The organism is Actinokineospora baliensis (assembly GCF_016907695.1).
Lineage (GTDB): Bacteria > Actinomycetota > Actinomycetes > Mycobacteriales > Pseudonocardiaceae > Actinokineospora > Actinokineospora baliensis.
The window spans coordinates 6,035,610-6,051,857 of the sequence record NZ_JAFBCK010000001.1 but is presented as its reverse complement, the minus strand read 5'-3'; the positions used below and the strand labels follow the sequence as shown (position 1 = coordinate 6,051,857).

Here is a 16,248-nt window from a genome sequence, read left to right as displayed (position 1 = left end):
GCTCGCCAGGCATCGTCGCATCCGGCGGGGCTCGCGGCCAAGGCACGTGGTGGGGATCTCGGGTCGGTTAGGGTCTGGGCCCGTGGCGGTCTCGGTGGTGGGAATCGGTGCGGACGGTGTGGTCGGGCTCTCGCCCGCGGCGCGCGCCGAGCTGGACCGCGCCCAAGTCGTCCTGGGGTCGGCCCGCCAGCTCGACCTGCTGCCCGCCGAGGTCACCGCCGAACGGGTCGCGTGGCCCTCGCCGCTGGTCCCGGCCATCCCCGGCCTGCTCGAGCGCTACCGCGACCGGGTGCTGTGCGTGCTGGCCAGTGGCGACCCCATGTTCCACGGCATCGGCACCACGCTGTCGCGGTTCGCCGAAGTCCGGGTGTGGCCGCACCCGTCGTCGCTGTCGCTGGCGTGCGCGCGGCTCGGGTGGGCGGTCGAGGAGGTGGCCGTGGTCAGCGCGGTCGCACGGCCGGTGGAGCGGTTGCACGCCGTGCTGCACCAGGGACGCCGTGTGCTCGTGCTCAGCGCCAACAGTGCAACGCCCGCGGCGGTGGTCGCGTTGTTGCGCGACCGCGGGTTCGGTGCGAGCGCGGTCACGGTCTTGCAGGAACTGGGTGGGCCGGGCGAGCGGATCGGCACCGACTGGGACGACGTGTCGCCGCTCAACGTCGTCGCGATCGAGTGCGTGGCCGATCCCGGCGCTCGTCGGCTGCCGCGCGTGCCTGGCCTGCCTGACGACGTCTACGAGCACGACGGGCAGATCACCAAGCGCGAGGTCCGGGCGGTCACGGTGTCGTCGCTGGCGCCCGAGCCGGGGCAGCTGCTGTGGGACGTCGGCGCGGGGTCGGGCAGCGTCGGGATCGAGTGGGCGCGGACGCACCCCGCGTGCCGGGTGATCGCCATCGAGCCGCGCGACGACCGGGCCGACCGGGTCGCGCGCAACGCGGCCGCGCTGGGAGTGCCGGGCGTGGTCCTGGTCCGTGGTTCGGCGCCGGACGCGTTGGCCGGGCTGGAGCGGCCGGACGCGGTGTTCGTCGGCGGGGGAGTGACGGTCGAGGGTGTCCTGCCCGCGTGCTGGGCGGCGCTGCGGCCGGGTGGGCGGATCGTGGTGAACGCGGTGACGCTCGAGTCGGAGGTGCTCGTCGCGCGCTGGTACGCCGAGGTCGGCGGGACGCTGACCCGGTTGTCCGTCGGGCGGGCCGCCCCGGTCGGCGGGTTCACCGGCTGGCGGCAGGCCATGCCGGTCACGCAGTGGGTCGCGAGCAAGGAGCGGACATGACCGTGCACTTCATCGGGGCTGGCCCGGGTGCGGCTGACCTGATCACCGTGCGCGGGCGCGACCTCATCGCTGCCGCGCCGGTCTGCCTCTACGCGGGTGCGCTGGTGCCCGAAGAGTTGCTGGCGGTGTGCCCATCCGGGGCTCGCAAGGTCGACACGGCGAACCTGACGCTGGACGAGATCGTCGCCGAGATGGTGGCAGCGCACACCGCTGGCCACGACGTCGCTCGGTTGCACTCCGGGGACCCCTCGGTGTTCAGCGCTATGGCCGAGCAGATGCGCCGCTTGGACGCCGCTGAGGTGCCTTATGACGTGACTCCTGGCGTGCCCGCCTTCGCCGCCGCTGCCGCGTCCCTTCGGCAAGAGTTGACCGTGCCCGCCCTAGGGCAGACCGTGGTGCTCACTCGAACTGCCGCCCGCGCGACGCCTATGCCTCCGGGTGAGGACCTAGACACGCTAGGTCGCTCCCACGCGACGATGGTGCTGCACCTTGCCGTGCAGCGCATTGACGAGGTCGTCGCCGAGCTGGTGCCGAACTACGGGGAGTGCTGCCCGGTCGCCGTGGTCGCGCACGCTTCGCGCGCGGAGGAGGTCGTGCTGCGGGGGACGCTGGCTTCCATCGCGGCCCAGGTCCACGCCGCGGGGATCAAACGGACCGCGGTGATCATCGTCGGGCGCGTGCTCGACCCGGGTGGGTTCCGTGAGAGCCACCTGTACTCCGCGGAGCGGGACCGCCCGTGAAGGTCCTGGTCCTGGGAGGTACCGGCGAGGCGCGGGCCCTCGCGGCCGCCCTTCACACCAGCCCGGAGCACACCGTCGTGTCGTCGTTGGCTGGTCGGGTCCGCGAGCCGCGGTTGCCGGTCGGTGAGGTCCGCGTCGGCGGCTTCGGTGGGCCTGCTTTGCTCGCGCAGTGGCTGCTTGAGCACGGGATCGCCGCGGTGGTGGATGCCACGCACCCGTTCGCCGAGCGAATCAGCGCCTCCGCCGCCGAAGCCGCTCTTATCGCAAGAGTCCCGCTGCTCATGCTCCGCCGCCCCGGCTGGGCCTCCCGCTCCGGCTGGCACTGGGTCGACAGCCTCTCCGAAGCCCGTACCACCGCCGAACGCCTCGGGGACCGCATCTTCCTCACTACGGGCAGGCAGGGCCTCGCGGCGTTCACCGATTCCACCCGCTGGTACCTGATCCGCTGCGTAGACCCGCCGGAAGTGCCTATGCCCGCGGGCGCCAAACTTCTCCTCGACCGCGGCCCGTACACAGTGGACGGCGAACTCGCCCTACTCTGCGACCACCGCATAGACGTTCTGGTCACCAAAGACAGCGGCGGTCCTCTCACCGCTGCGAAGCTGGAAGCCGCCCAAGCCCTCGACCTCGCCGTAGTGGTCGTCCGGCGCCCCCCACCCCCACCTGCCATCCCCCTTGCCGAGACCGTCGACCAAGTCCTGGCCTGGCTCCGGTGATCACCGGGCTGGACCGCTGCGCGGCCACCGTGGAGTCAGCCGGTGGGGTCGCGTTCCACGGCGACGCCCTCCCCGATGGGGTTGAGCTGGGGGAGTTGGTGTTGCCGGGGCGGATCGTGGCGGCGGTCCGGTTGCCGATCGCGGACGCCGTGCCGGTGTTGACGCGGGCTCGGCGGTCGGTGGGGTGCCACCCGACGGCGGTGTTCTGGGGTGAGGTCGTGGTGGTGGCGTTGCGGCAGGTGGCGCGGGGGGCGTTGAGCGGCGACGACCGGGAGCGGTTGGCCGAGTTGGCGGAGCGGATGCCGGTGGACGCGCACGTCACCGCGGCTGAGCCGCTGGCCGTGGTGCGGATGTTCGTCGAGGCCATCGCCGGGCCGCCGCCGGAGGACGTGTTGCGGGTGCTCGGGGGGCTGCGGTTGTCGCTGCGGCTGGACCCCGACGGGACGTGTGTGCCGCAAGTACACCTCGCCGGGGTCGTCGTCGACGCCGTCGAGGTGGCCAAGCGCGGCGACGAGCAGGCGCGGGCGACCCTGGTCGACGCCCTGCACCGGGTCGCGCGCCGTTGGCCGCCGATGCGCAGGCTGCTCGACCACGACGTCCCTGACCGCCTGGCGTTGACCGAGGCCGAGGTCGGCGACCTACTGGTCAACGCGACCCGCGTAGGCGTGGACGTGCACTGGCCCCGCCACATGGTCGGCACTCTCACCCGCCGCGTGACCGTGGGCCGCATAGAGGCGACCCACGGGCTGCTGGCCGCTGATTGGGAGCTTGTGCTCGACGGCAGCGCGTTGAGCAAGGACGAGGTGGACCGGCTCGCCGCGACGCATGCTCAGGCCGTGCGGCTAAGAGACCGGTGGGTGCTACTGGACGCCACGGTCGTACCACGCGCCATTAAGCCGTTCACGGTCGTAGAGGCATTGGCCGCATCGCTGACTGGTAGTGCCGAAGTCGACGGGCGCGAAGTTGACGTAGTCGCGACCGGGTGGCTCGATGAACTCCGCGAGCGAGTGGAGGAGCCTGACGCGGACCCGGTGGAGCAGCCGAGCGGACTCACCGGGGTACTCCGGGACTACCAGCTGCGCGGCCTGCGGTGGCTGGCGCGGATGACCCGGCTCGGCCTGGGCGCATGTCTCGCCGACGACATGGGGTTGGGTAAGACCATCACCGTGATCGCGCTGCACCTGCAACGCTCATCGACCGAACCCACGCTCGTGGTCTGCCCCGCCTCGCTACTGGGCAACTGGGCTAGAGAGGTCGCAAAGTTCGCCCCAACAGTTCCAGTGACCAGGTTCCACGGCCAAGGACGCATGGTGGCCACAACGGGGATCGTGTTGACCACCTACGCGGTACTACGCCGCGACACCGCGCGGTTGTCCAACCAGCCCTGGGGCTTGGTAGTCGCCGACGAGGCCCAACACGCTAAGAACCCGGATTCCGCTACAGCCAAAGCCCTGCGCGCCATCCCTTGCCAGGCACGGATAGCGCTAACGGGCACACCAGTCGAGAACACGCTCACTGACCTATGGGCCCTACTCGACTGGACCACCCCAGGGCTCCTCGGTACGCGTGCTGCCTTTAAGAAGCGTTGGGCCGAGCCGGTGGCAGTAGACGCCGATGTGGCGGCGAAGTTCGCGCGTCTGATCCGCCCGTTCCTGCTGCGGAGGCGTAAGTCCGACCCGGGAATCGTCCCCGAGTTGCCCCCGAAGACCGAAACCGACCACCCGGTGTCGTTGACCCGGGAACAGACTGGCCTCTACACGGCGGCTGTGCGTGAGGCGATGGCGGAGATCCGGTCCGCCGAGGGCATGGCTCGCCGTGGGCACGTACTGCGGATGCTGACGTCGCTTAAGCAGATCTGCAACCACCCCGCCCAGTTCTTGCGTGAACGCGAAGGGCGGTTGACAGGCCGCTCGGGCAAGCTGGGTCTCTTGGACGAACTGCTGGACACGATCCTCGCCGAGGAGTCAGCGGTACTCGTGTTCACGCAGTACGTCTCTATGGCCCGGTTGCTGGAGCGGCATCTTCGCGATAGACACGTCCACTGCGGCCTCTTGCACGGCGGCACGCCTGTGCCGCAACGGGAGCGTCTGGTCGCAGACTTCTCTTCTGGCGAGTTCAGCGTGTTCCTGTTGTCGCTGAAGGCAGCGGGCACGGGGTTGAACCTGACCCGCGCCGACCACGTCCTGCACTACGACCGCTGGTGGAACCCGGCGGTGGAGGACCAGGCCACCGACCGCGCCTACCGGATCGGGCAGACCCGGCCCGTCCAGGTCCACCGGTTCGTGACCGAGGGCACGGTCGAGGACCGGATCGCCGAGCTGTTGCGGTCCAAGCGCGACCTCGCCGACTCCGTGCTCGCTGGCGGCGACAGCGCCATCACCGAACTCGGCGATGACGAGCTGGCCTCGCTGGTGGAACTACGCAGGTGAAGCCGGGTAGTGGCGTGGGGTGAACACCACGTGCGAGCCGTCGGCCTTGAGCAGGTGCCGCGTCTGGGACGAGCCGATCAGCAACAGGCAGCGCATGTCCACGGTCGCCGGGTCGAGGTCCTGCAACCGCACGACCCGGACCGACTCCTCCGGGCCGCCCACGTCCCGGCCGATCACGACCGGCGTGTCCGGGGACCGGTGCCGCAGCAGCAGATCGCGGGCCTCGCCGAGCTGCCAGGTCCTGGCCTTGGACGCCGGGTTGTAGATGGCGATCACCAGGTCCGCCTTGGCGACCGCCTCAAGGCGCTCGGTGATGACCTGCCACGGCTTCAGGCGGTCGGACAGCGAGATCACGCAGAAGTCGTGCCCCAGCGGCGCCCCCACCCGGCTCGCCACCGCCTGCGCGGCCGTCAGACCGGGCAGGACCCGAACCGGGACGTCCGCCCACTGCGGGTCGGTCGCGACCTCCAGCACAGCCGTGGCCATGGCGAACACCCCCGGGTCGCCGGAGGACACGACAGCGACCCGTCGGCCGCGCTTGGCCAGGTCCAGGGCGAAAGCGGCGCGCTCGGCCTCGACCTGGTTGTCCGAAGCGTGCCGCCGCTGCCGGGGATTGACCGGGACTCGGTCCAGGTACGTCTTGTAGCCGACGAGGTCATCAGCGGCTGATAGCGCCTCTTGTGCTTCCGGCGTCAGCCAAGGCCGCCCAGCCGGGCCGGTGCCGACTACGACTACCTCACCCGCCGCAGGCGATGCCCCTGTCGCGGGGGTGGCAGAGGGGACACTGTCGTTAAGAGGACTGGGAAGCAGCGCGAGCGAGAAGTACGGGACTGTCTCGGGATCTACTTCGGACAGTGGGAGGCTGCGTCCTTCCGACCACGTCGCCCGCTCTACATAGAGAGCCTGATCCAACTTGCCCGCTGCAGCGAACGCATCCCGCACCTTGCCGAAGGTGCGCCCGAGCTTGAGCACGGCCGCCGAGTCGGTTCGCGTTAGATGCGCTGCGAGGTCCTCTTCGGGCAGGGTTCCCGGCAGTACGGTGAGAACCTCTTCGCCTTCTACCAACGGGCGGCCCAAGACAGCGGCGGCAGCGCTAACAGATGTCACGCCAGGCACAACCACCCACGGGTAGCGGTCGGCGAGCCTCTTGTGCATGTGCATGTAAGAGCCGTAGAAGAGCGGATCGCCTTCAGCGAGAACAACTACGTCGCGACCGGCGTCGAGGTGCGCTGCCAACCTCGCGGCGGCGTGCTCGTAGAACTCCGCCATCGCCCCCGCGTACCCACCGGGATGGTCCGTTGTCTCCACGGTCAACGGGTAGACCAGCTGCTCCTCGATCTGCCCCTCGCGAAGGTAAGGAGCAGCGACCCCGCGCGCGATAGACCTGCCGTGGCGCGCACTGTGATAGGCGACCACGTCGGCTGCGCCGATCAACCGGGCTGCCTTGACGGTGACAAGATCCGGGTCGCCTGGGCCGAGCCCGACGCCATAGAGGGTGCCGGTCACTCTGCCTCACTCGCGATCGCGTTGACCGCGGCCACCGCCATGGCACTACCGCCACGTCGACCACGAACAACCAGGTACGGGATGCCGCCGCCGTGCGCGGCAAGAGCGTCCTTCGACTCAGCGGCGCCGATGAACCCCACTGGCAGACCCAGGATCGCGGCCGGGCGCCCAGCCCCCGCATCGATCATGTCCAGCAGGTAGAACAAGGCAGTAGGTGCGTTGCCAATGGCCACCACCGCACCCTCTAGGCGATCCCGCCACAGCTCTAGCGCGGCCGCACTACGGGTGTTGCCCAACTCCTGGGCGAGCGGTGGCACCCGAGGGTCGCCCAACGTGCAGATGATCTCGTTGTCCGCGGGAAGCCTCTTACGCGTGATCCCGGAGGCCACCATCTGCGCGTCACACAGCACAGGTGCGCCTGACAGCAGCGCGGCACGAGCCGAGGCGACGACGTCGGGGGAGTAAGAGACATCGCCGACCAGATCGACCATCCCGCAGGCGTGGATCATCCGCACCACTACGCGCGCCACGTCCTCAGGCAGCCCGGCCAGATCGGCCTCCGCGCGGATCGTGGCGAACGAGCGGCGGTAGATCTCCGCGCCGTCCTTGATGTACTCGGTCACCGTCAGTCCTGCCTTCCCCGGGCGACCGCCTCAGCCACCCGCTCGCCGGGCACAGCCCGGCCGTCGACGAGGTAGCCGTCCTCGGTGGCCACCACGTCGAGCACCTCACCCACCGGACGCCCGCACCGGCGCCCGCACCCCGCCCAGTGCACCGCGCGCCCGGGCACCGCTGTCGCCAACGCCGCCGCCCGCACGTCGGCCAGCGCCTTGTTGCAGTGCGGCCGACCCGCGCACGACGTCACGCCGATCCCGGGAGCCGACGGGTCGGTGATCAGCCCGATGTCGGGCATCCCGCCGCGCACCACAACCCCCCGCCACGGCGTGATCACCACATCGCCCAAGGCCCGCGCCTGATCCGCCGCCAACCGCCCGAGTGGCACCGCCGCGCCGACCCCGCGCCCGCCGTCAGCGAACACGATCGGCCCGATCGGCCCGCCGGTGGGTGGTGTGCCCGGGATCACCCGGTCCGGCCCGCGGTCGAACCCGGCCACGACCGCGGCGACGTCCGGCAACTCAGCGATCCGCCACTGCGTGTCCCGCACCCGCAGGAACGCCAGCGCGCACGCAACCATGGTCGACACGACCCGCTCCTGCTCGACCCGGATGCCGTGATCGACCCCGCCGACGAGCACCGCCACCCGATCACCGACCGGCAGCGCCGCGACGTCCGGCCGAGACCACGCCACGTCACCGGCACCGCTGTCCAGGGCGAACAGGAACCGCCCGGGGAGCTCCGCCAGGTCACGCTCCGCGCACACCGCCGCGTCCAACTCGGCGACCAGCCCACCCGGGCCGAGCGGGGACGCCATGATGTTGCGCACCTTTTCGTGCGAGAGCGAGGGCAGCAGGCCGATCCCGGCCAGCTCGGCGCCCAACTCCACCTCGGCGCCCTCGGCCAGCCCGCGCAACTGCAGGTTCGCCCGGGAGGTCAACTCCAGGGCGCCATCACCCAGGTCGGCGGCCAGATCCGCCAGCCGGTGCAGTTGCTCGGCGCGCAGCCGTCCACCCGGGATCCTGACCCGCGCCAGGCCGCCGTCGGCCGCCCGGTGCACGTCGAGCGCACCTGGGCAGGCATCGGCGCCCGTTCGGCGCTGGGAGGAAGACACCCGCCGAATATAGGGTGAGCGCGAAGCAGCGATGGCAATGGAGGAAGCCGGTGCGAGTCCGGCGCGGTCCCGCCACTGTCACCGGGGAGCGACACCTGAACCCGCCACGGCACCCGCCGGAAGGCCAGGTCGAGCACCGATCCGGGAGCCAGGACACTCCGGCCGTCGCCACCCACGACCCGGGGCGAGGACCCCAGGAAGGGCCCCATGATCCTGCTCTTGTCGACCTCGGACACCGACCTGCTCTCCGCGCGCGCCAGCGGCGCCGAGTACCGGCTGGCCAACCCCGCCCGGCTGCACCTCGACGACCTGCCCGGTCTGCTGGAGGGCACCGACATCGTCGTCGTCCGGCTCCTCGGTGGTCGGCGGGCGTGGGAAGAGGGCCTGGACACGCTGCTCGCGGGACCGCGCCCGGTGGTCGTCCTCGGCGGTGAGCAGGCGCCGGACGCGGAGCTCATGGAGCTGTCGACGGTGCCGGGCGGGGTCGTCGCGGAGGCCCACCGCTACCTCGCCTTCGGCGGCGCGGACAACCTGCGTGAGCTTGTTCACTTCCTGTCCGACACGATCTTGCTCACCGGCACCGGGTTCGCCGCGCCGGTCGAGTTGGCGCCCTGGGGCCACCTGGAGCGGCAGGTCCGCCGGACCGAGGGTCCGCGCGTCGGCGTCCTGTACTACCGCGCGCACCACCTGGCCGGGAACACGGCGTTCATCGCGACGCTCGCGGACGCTGTCGAGGATGCCGGGGCAGTGGCTGTGCCGGTGTACTGCGCGTCGTTGCGCACCGCGCCCGCGGAGTTGCTGGAGGTCCTGGGGTCCCTCGACGCGTTGATCGTGACCGTGCTCGCCGCCGGTGGCACGTTGCCCGCCGCCGCCAGCGCGGGTGGCGACGACGGCGCGTGGGACGTCGGTGCGCTCGCCGACCTCGACATCCCGATCCTGCAAGGGCTTGCGCTCACCTCCAGCAGGGCCGCCTGGGAGGAGAGCGACGACGGTTTGTCGCCTTTGGACACCGCGACCCAGGTGGCGGTACCGGAGTTCGACGGCCGCCTGATCACGGTGCCGTTCTCGTTCAAGGAACAGGACCGCGACGGCCTCTCGGTCTATGTCGCCGACCCCGAGCGCGCTTCTCGGGTCGCTGGGATCGCCTATAGGCACGCAGTGCTGCGCCACACTCCGCCAGCCGAGCGCCGCGTCGCGCTGATGCTGTCCGCGTACCCGACCAAGCACTCACGCATCGGCAACGCAGTAGGCCTCGACTCGCCGGTTAGCGCCATCAGGCTGCTCAACGCACTGCGGGACGCTGGCTACGACCTCGGCGCTGAAGACGCTCTGCCCGGTCTGGCCAACGGCGACGGTGACGCGCTGATCCACGCGCTGATCGAAGCCGGTGGGCAAGACCCGAACTGGCTCACCGAGAAGCAGTTGACCGGCAACCCGGTGCGCATCTCCGCCGCCGACTACCGCGCGTACTTCGACACGTTGCCAGAAGACCTGCGGTCCTCGATGGAGGAGCACTGGGGCCCCGCACCCGGCGAGCTGTTCGTCGACCGGTCGCAGGACCCCGAGGGGGAGATCGTCCTCGCCGCGCTCCAGGCCGGGAACCTGGTGCTGATGGTGCAGCCGCCCCGCGGCTTCGGCGAGAACCCGGTCGCGATCTACCACGACCCCGACCTGCCGCCCAGCCACCACTACCTGGCCGCGTACCGGTGGGTCGCGGGCACCTTCGGCGCGCACGCGATGGTCCACCTCGGTAAGCACGGCAACCTGGAGTGGCTGCCCGGCAAGAACCTCGGGCTGTCCGCGTCCTGCGGCCCCGACGCGGCCCTGGGCGACCTGCCGCTGATCTACCCGTTCCTGGTCAACGACCCCGGCGAGGGCACCCAGGCCAAGCGCCGCGCCCACGCCACCCTGGTCGACCACCTGGTCCCGCCGATGGCCCGCGCCGAGAGCTACGGCGACATCGCCCGCCTCGAGCAACTGCTCGACGAGCACTCGAACATCGCCGCCATGGACCCGGCGAAGCTACCCGCCATCCGCGCCCAGATCTGGACCCTGATCCAGGCCGCCAAGCTCGACCACGACCTCGGCCTCGACGACCGCCCGCACGACGCCGAGTTCGACGACTTCCTGCTGCACGTCGACGGCTGGCTCTGCGAGATCAAGGACGTCCAGATCCGCGACGGCCTGCACACCCTCGGCGACGCCCCGGTCGGCCCCGGCCGGGTCAACCTGGTCAACTCGATGCTGCGCGCCCGGCAGATGTGGGGCGGCCAGGTGGCCGCGCTGCCCGGCCTGCGCGAGGCCCTCGGGCTCAGCGAGGACGGGTCGGAGAGCCGCACCAGGGTCGACGAGATCGACGCCCTCGCGTTGTCGCTGGTCCAGGCCATGGAAGACAGCGGCTGGGGCGACGCGCGGCAGGTCAGCGTGGACGTCCTCGGCGCGGAGAACCCGGCCGTGGTGGCCGTGCTGACCTTCGCCGCCGAGGAGATCGTGCCCCGGCTGGCCCGCACCACCGACGAGATCGGCCACGTCCTGCACGCCCTCGACGGCGGGTACGTGCCCGCCGGGCCCAGCGGCTCGCCGCTGCGCGGCCTGGTCAACGTCCTGCCCACCGGCCGCAACTTCTACTCCGTCGACCCGAAGGCCATCCCCAGCCGCCTGGCGTGGGAGACCGGCTCGGCCATGGCCGACTCGCTGCTCGCCCGCTACCGCAAGGACACGGGGGAGTGGCCGCGCTCGGTGGGCCTGTCGGTCTGGGGCACCTCCGCGATGCGCACCTCCGGCGACGACATCGCCGAGGTCCTCGCCCTGCTCGGGGTCCGCCCGGTCTGGGACGAGGCGTCGCGCCGGGTCAGCTCCCTGGAGGCCATCCCGCTGGCCGAACTCGGCCGCCCCCGCATCGACGTCACCGTCCGCATCTCCGGCTTCTTCCGCGACGCCTTCCCGCACGTGGTGTACCTGCTCGACGACGCCGTGCGCCTGGTCGCCGACCTCGACGAGTCCGACGCCGACAACTACGTGCGCGCCCACGTCCGCGCCGACGCCGACTCCGACGCCCGCACCGCGACCACCCGCATCTTCGGCTCCAAGCCCGGCGCCTACGGCGCGGGCCTGCTCCCGCTGATCGACAGCCACAACTGGCGCGACGACGCCGACCTCGCCGAGGTCTACGCCGTCTGGGGCGGCTTCGCCTACGGCCGCGACCTCGACGGCGTCGCCGCCCGCCCCGCCATGGAAGCCGCCTACCGCCGCATCGCGGTGGCCGCCAAGAACGTCGACACCCGAGAACACGACATCGCCGACTCCGACGACTACTTCCAGTACCACGGCGGCATGATCGCCACCGTCCGCGCCCTCACCGGCCGCGCCCCCGAGGCCTACATCGGCGACAGCACCCGCCCGGAAGCGGTCCGCACCCGCACCCTGTCGGAGGAGACCAACCGCGTCTTCCGCTCCCGCGTCGTCAACCCCCGCTGGATCGAAGCCATGCGCCGCCACGGCTACAAGGGTGCCTTCGAACTCGCGGCCACAGTGGACTACCTCTTCGGCTACGACGCCACCACCGGCGTCGTAGCGGACTGGATGTACGACAAGCTGGCCCAGACCTACGCCCTGGACCCGGAGAACCGCAAGTTCCTCACCGAGTCCAACCCCTGGGCCCTGCACGGCATCGCCGAACGCCTCCTGGAAGCCGCCGAACGCAAGATGTGGGCCGAGCCCGACCCGGACACGCTGGCCGCGCTGCGCGAGCTGTACCTGCAGGTCGAAGGGGACATCGAGGCTGGATCCGAGTAGCCCTGGGCGGACTTGGTCTCCGGTGGACCGACCCGTGGCGGTGGTCGTCCAGCATCGCGGAGAACACGGGGGTTCCCGGCGATCGCGGTCCTGACGGCCACGGCATCGACGAACGCCTCTTGGAGGCCGCCGAACGCAAGATGTGGGCCGAACCCGACCCGGACACGCTGGCCGCGCTGCGCGAGCTGTACCTGCAGGTCGAAGGGGACATCGAGGCCGGATCGGAGTAGCCGCCCGGGTCCGCGTCGCCTGATCGGGTCGCTCCGGGGGCTGGGTCCCCGGAGCGGTCCTACCGTGGCCTGGAGGGGTTGACCCGCCGTTGTCCTGGGTATTGATCCGGGTGGGACGACCAGTGAGGAGGCGGCGGGTGGCTGCGGACGTGATCGAGTTGATCCTGGCCGATCACCGGCGGTTCGAGGACCTGTTCCGGCGGTTGCGGGACAACTCGAACGACCGGGTGGCGGTGCTCGGGGACCTGGCGGAACTGCTGGTCGCGCACGCGGAGGCCGAGGAGGGGGAGATCTACCCGGCGCTGCGGCGGTTCTCCGACATCGACGACCACGAGGTCGAGCACGGGGCCGAGGAGCACGCCGAGGGGCACCAGGCGCTGCTGGCGCTGATGGAGGTCGGCGACCCCGAGGCCCAGGAGTGGGACGAGAAGCTCGAGGACCTCGTCAAGGCCATCAACCACCACCTCGACGAGGAGGAGCGGACGATCCTCAACTCCGCGCGCGACACGGTGCCCGAGCAGCGGCGCGTGGAGTTGGGCGACAAGTTCGTCGAGGCGCGGGCGGCCAGTGTGGCGGCCGGGTGCGGGGACATCTCGCACGTGCGCGACCTGGTCGAGCGGACCAAGCACCGGGTGGACTGAGGAGAAGACATGATCCTGCGCAGGCTGGCCCGACCGATGCTCGCCGCCGTCTTCATCAGCGGCGGGATCAACGCGCTGCGCGCCCCCGAGGCGCACGCCGAGGCCGCGAAACCACTGCTGGCCAAGGCGGGCGACAAACTGCCGGACAACGCCGACCCGGTGACCCTGGTGCGCATCGACGGCGCCGTCAAGGTCGCCGCCGGGGTGGCGCTGGCGCTGGGCAAGGTGCCGCGCCTGGCCGCGCTGCTGCTGTCGGCCAGTGTGGTGCCGACCACTGTCGCGGCGCACCCGTTCTGGGAGGAGAAGGACCCGGCCGAGCGCAAGCAGCAGCTGACCCACTTCCTCAAGAACATCGGCCTGCTCGGCGGCCTGCTGCTGGCCACGGCCGACACGCACGGCAAGCCCTCGGTCGCGTGGCGGGCCAAGCGCGCCACGCACGACCTGGGCGACTGGATCGCCGACACCAGCGACAGCGTCGGCAGCGCCGTCGCGAGCGCGCCGCGCAAGGCCAAGAAGGCCGTCGCGGGGGTCTTGCCCGGCTGAGTCCGGAATCACCAGGGCCGCGATTTCGTCCATAACGGTGGATAGGTTGGACGAAGCCGCTTTCCTGGAGGTGTCCGTGACCGTGCCCGTGCCCACCGACTCAGCGCTCCGGCGCGCCCTGCGCCGCGCACGTGACGGCGTGGCGGTGGACCAGACCGAGGCCGAGATCCTGCTGCACGCCCGCGGTGCGCACCTGGTCGACCTGTTCGACACGGCGTCGAGGGTGCGCGACGCCGGGCTGGCCGAGGTGGGCAGGTCCGGGGTGATCACCTACTCGCGCAAGGTGTTCATCCCGCTCACCCGGCTCTGCCGCGACCGGTGCCACTACTGCACCTTCGCGACCGTCCCGCACAGGCTCCCGGCCCCGTTCCTGAGCCCGGACGAGGTCCTCGACATCGCCAGGCGCGGCGCCGCGATGGGCTGCAAGGAGGCCCTGTTCACCCTCGGTGACCGCCCAGAGGACCGGTGGACCGCCGCCGCTGAGTGGCTGGAGGCGGCCGGGTACCCCGACACCCTGTCGTACGTGCGGGCCATGGCGATCCGGGTGCTGGAGGAGACCGGGCTGCTGCCGCACCTCAACCCCGGGGTGCTGGGCTGGACCGACTTCCAGCGGCTCAAGCCGGTCGCCCCGTCGATGGGGATGATGCTGGAGACCACCTCGGAGAAGCTGTGGGCGGAACCGGGCGGGCCGCACTACGGGTCGCCGGACAAGGAACCGGCGGTGCGGCTGAGGGTGCTGGAGGACGCCGGGCGTTCGGCGGTGCCGTTCACCACCGGTGTGCTGATCGGCATCGGTGAGACCCTGGCCGACCGGGTGGAGTCGCTGTTCGCGATCCGCCGGGTCGCCCGCCGCTACGGGGGCGTCCAAGAGGTCATCATCCAGAACTTCCGGGCGAAACCGGACACCGCGATGCGGGGGATGCCCGACGCGGAGGCCGAGGAACTGGCCGCCACGGTCGCGGTCGCCAGGGTCGTGCTCGGCCCGAAGGCGCGCATCCAGGCCCCGCCGAACCTCATCGGCGGCGAGTTCGAACTGCTGCTGCGCGCCGGGATCGACGACTGGGGCGGGGTGTCGCCGCTGACCCCCGACCACGTCAACCCGGAACGCCCCTGGCCGCAGATCGACACCCTGGCCGAGCGCACTGCGGCCGCCGGGTTCCGGCTCGCCGAGCGGCTGACCATCTACCCGGAGTACCTCAAGCGCGGCGAACCCTGGCTGGACCCGCGGCTGGCGGCGCACGTCGCCGCCCTGTCCGACCCGGACACCGGGCTGGCCGTCGAGGACGCGCCCCTGGTGGGCAGGCCTTGGCAGGAACCGGAAGTCGCGCTGGTCGACTCCGGCCGCACCGACCTCAACGCCACGATCGACACCACCGGCCGCACGGGTGACCGCCGCGACGACTTCGACTCCGTGTACGGCGACTGGGATTCCTTGCGGGAACAGGTGGTGCACGCCCAGCGGCTCGTCGGTGGTGGGGGAGCGGTTCGACCCGAGTTCGCCACTGCCTTGCGCCACGCCGAAAGGGATCCGGGTGGTCTGTCCGATTCGGACGCTTTGGTGCTGCTGTCGGCCGGTCCGGGTGCGGAGATCGAGGCGCTGGCCGCGCTGGCCGACGCGCTGCGCAAGGACGCTGTCGGCGACGACGTGACCTACGTGGTCACCCGGAACATCAACTTCACCAACGTCTGCTACACCGGGTGCCGGTTCTGCGCCTTCGCCCAACGCCGCACCGACGCCGACGCGTACACCCTCTCGCTCGAGCAGGTCGGCGTCCGCGCCGAGCAGGCGTGGGAGGTGGGGGCGACGGAGGTGTGCATGCAGGGCGGCATCCACCCGGACCTGCCGGGCACCGCGTACTTCGACATCGCCGCCGAGGTGCGCAAGCGCGCGCCGGGCCTGCACGTGCACGCGTTCTCCCCGATGGAGGTCGTCAACGGCGCCACCAGGTCCAATCTGTCCATTGAGGACTGGTTGACGGCGGCCCGGGAGTCCGGTGTGGACTCACTGCCCGGCACCGCGGCCGAGATCCTCGACGACGACGTGCGGTGGGTGCTCACCAAGGGGAAACTGCCGACCGCCAACTGGATCGAGGTGGTCACCACCGCCCACCGCCTCGGCATCCCGACCACCTCGACCATGATGTACGGCCACGTCGACACCCCCAAGCACTGGGTCGCGCACCTGAAGCTGATCGCCGCGATCCAAGCGGAGACCGGGGGTTTCAGCGAGTTCGTGCTGCTGCCGTTCGTGCACACCAACGCCCCGCTGTACCTGGCGGGCATCGCCAGGCCCGGCCCCACGCACCTGGAGAACCGCGCCGTGCACGCCCTCGCCAGGATCCTGCTGCACGGCCGGATCCACAACATCCAGACCAGCTGGGTCAAACTGGGCGACGAGGGCGTCGTCGACGTCCTGCGCGGTGGCGTCAACGACCTCGGCGGCACCCTCATGGAGGAAACCATCAGCCGCATGGCAGGCAGCGACAACGGCAGCTACAAGACCATCGCCGACCTCGAAGCCCTGGCCACCGCCGCGGGCCGCCCCGCCCGCCAACGCACCACCACCTACGGCGAGGTCCCAGCCGAACGCCGCACCACCGCCCTCACCGCCGACGGCGTCTGGCGCCCCAACCTGCTCCCCCTGGTCTGACC

11 protein-coding genes and 1 riboswitch are annotated in these 16,248 nt (G+C 71.2%); of the genes, 8 read left to right on the top strand and 3 right to left on the bottom strand.

Features of this window, described 5'->3' with window-relative positions; genetic code table 11:
* Nucleotides 1-82: 82 nt before the first annotated feature.
* From cbiE to JOD54_RS26910, 4 genes are read left to right on the top strand one after another with little or no spacing between them, the layout of a single operon-like run.
* A complete protein-coding gene (gene cbiE / locus JOD54_RS26925; RefSeq protein WP_307860308.1) occupies nt 83-1,267 on the top strand; it encodes a precorrin-6y C5,15-methyltransferase (decarboxylating) subunit CbiE in 1,185 nt (394 codons plus the stop codon).
* Nucleotides 1,264-2,007: a precorrin-4 C(11)-methyltransferase gene (cobM, locus tag JOD54_RS26920; RefSeq protein WP_204454472.1), complete on the top strand. Its 744-nt coding sequence runs from the start codon at nt 1,264-1,266 to the stop codon at nt 2,005-2,007. Before cbiE ends, cobM begins: the two co-directional genes overlap by 4 nt.
* Nucleotides 2,004-2,723 (top strand): cobalt-precorrin-6A reductase, encoded by a 720-nt coding sequence (locus JOD54_RS26915; RefSeq protein WP_204454470.1) that lies wholly within the window; start codon nt 2,004-2,006, stop codon nt 2,721-2,723. The genes cobM and JOD54_RS26915 overlap by 4 nt, the downstream gene beginning before the upstream one ends.
* A complete protein-coding gene (locus tag JOD54_RS26910) occupies nt 2,720-5,152 on the top strand; it encodes a DEAD/DEAH box helicase (RefSeq protein ID WP_307860305.1) in 2,433 nt (810 codons plus the stop codon). The genes JOD54_RS26915 and JOD54_RS26910 overlap by 4 nt, the downstream gene beginning before the upstream one ends.
* Here JOD54_RS26910 and cobJ read toward each other — a convergent pair.
* The 3 genes from cobJ to JOD54_RS26895 are packed head-to-tail and all read right to left on the bottom strand — an operon-like array spanning nt 5,141 to nt 8,387.
* Entirely contained in the window at nt 5,141-6,658 is a 1,518-nt protein-coding gene (cobJ, locus tag JOD54_RS26905; RefSeq protein WP_204454467.1) for a precorrin-3B C(17)-methyltransferase, read from the bottom strand. The genes JOD54_RS26910 and cobJ overlap by 12 nt on opposite strands.
* Nucleotides 6,655-7,281, bottom strand: a complete 627-nt coding sequence (locus tag JOD54_RS26900) for a precorrin-8X methylmutase (RefSeq protein WP_204454465.1) — start codon at nt 7,279-7,281, stop codon at nt 6,655-6,657. Before JOD54_RS26900 ends, cobJ begins: the two co-directional genes overlap by 4 nt.
* 2 nt (nt 7,282-7,283) lie before the next feature.
* On the bottom strand, nt 7,284-8,387 hold the full coding sequence (locus JOD54_RS26895) for a ferredoxin-like domain-containing protein (protein WP_307860304.1): 1,104 nt from the start codon (nt 8,385-8,387) through the stop codon (nt 7,284-7,286).
* Between the two features lie 41 nt (nt 8,388-8,428).
* A riboswitch (cobalamin riboswitch) is annotated at nt 8,429-8,545 on the top strand.
* A gap of 49 nt (nt 8,546-8,594) precedes the next feature.
* On the opposite strand from JOD54_RS26895, the gene cobN reads away from it, so the two are divergent.
* The 4 genes from cobN to JOD54_RS26875 all read left to right on the top strand — a co-directional run bounded on the left by cobN (nt 8,595) and on the right by JOD54_RS26875 (nt 16,246).
* A complete protein-coding gene (gene cobN, locus JOD54_RS26890; RefSeq protein ID WP_204454463.1) occupies nt 8,595-12,182 on the top strand; it encodes a cobaltochelatase subunit CobN in 3,588 nt (1,195 codons plus the stop codon).
* Nucleotides 12,183-12,549: 367 nt separating this feature from the next.
* Nucleotides 12,550-13,053: a hemerythrin domain-containing protein gene (locus JOD54_RS26885; RefSeq protein WP_204454461.1), complete on the top strand. Its 504-nt coding sequence runs from the start codon at nt 12,550-12,552 to the stop codon at nt 13,051-13,053.
* Between the two features lie 9 nt (nt 13,054-13,062).
* Nucleotides 13,063-13,596 (top strand): DoxX family protein, encoded by a 534-nt coding sequence (locus JOD54_RS26880; RefSeq protein ID WP_204454459.1) that lies wholly within the window; start codon nt 13,063-13,065, stop codon nt 13,594-13,596.
* A 46-nt stretch (nt 13,597-13,642) separates the two neighbouring features.
* The gene (locus JOD54_RS26875) at nt 13,643-16,246 is read left to right on the top strand and encodes a bifunctional FO biosynthesis protein CofGH (RefSeq protein ID WP_239573521.1); all 2,604 of its coding nucleotides are present in this window, start codon (nt 13,643-13,645) and stop codon (nt 16,244-16,246) included.
* Nucleotides 16,247-16,248 lie beyond the last annotated feature (2 nt).

Coding starts and splice junctions, on each gene's coding strand:
- JOD54_RS26880 (WP_204454459.1), top strand. CDS start 13,063: ATGATCCTGCGCAGGCTGGCCCGACCGATGCTCGCCGCCGTCTTCATC.
- cobM (WP_204454472.1), top strand. CDS start 1,264: ATGACCGTGCACTTCATCGGGGCTGGCCCGGGTGCGGCTGACCTGATC.
- cobN (WP_204454463.1), top strand. CDS start 8,595: ATGATCCTGCTCTTGTCGACCTCGGACACCGACCTGCTCTCCGCGCGC.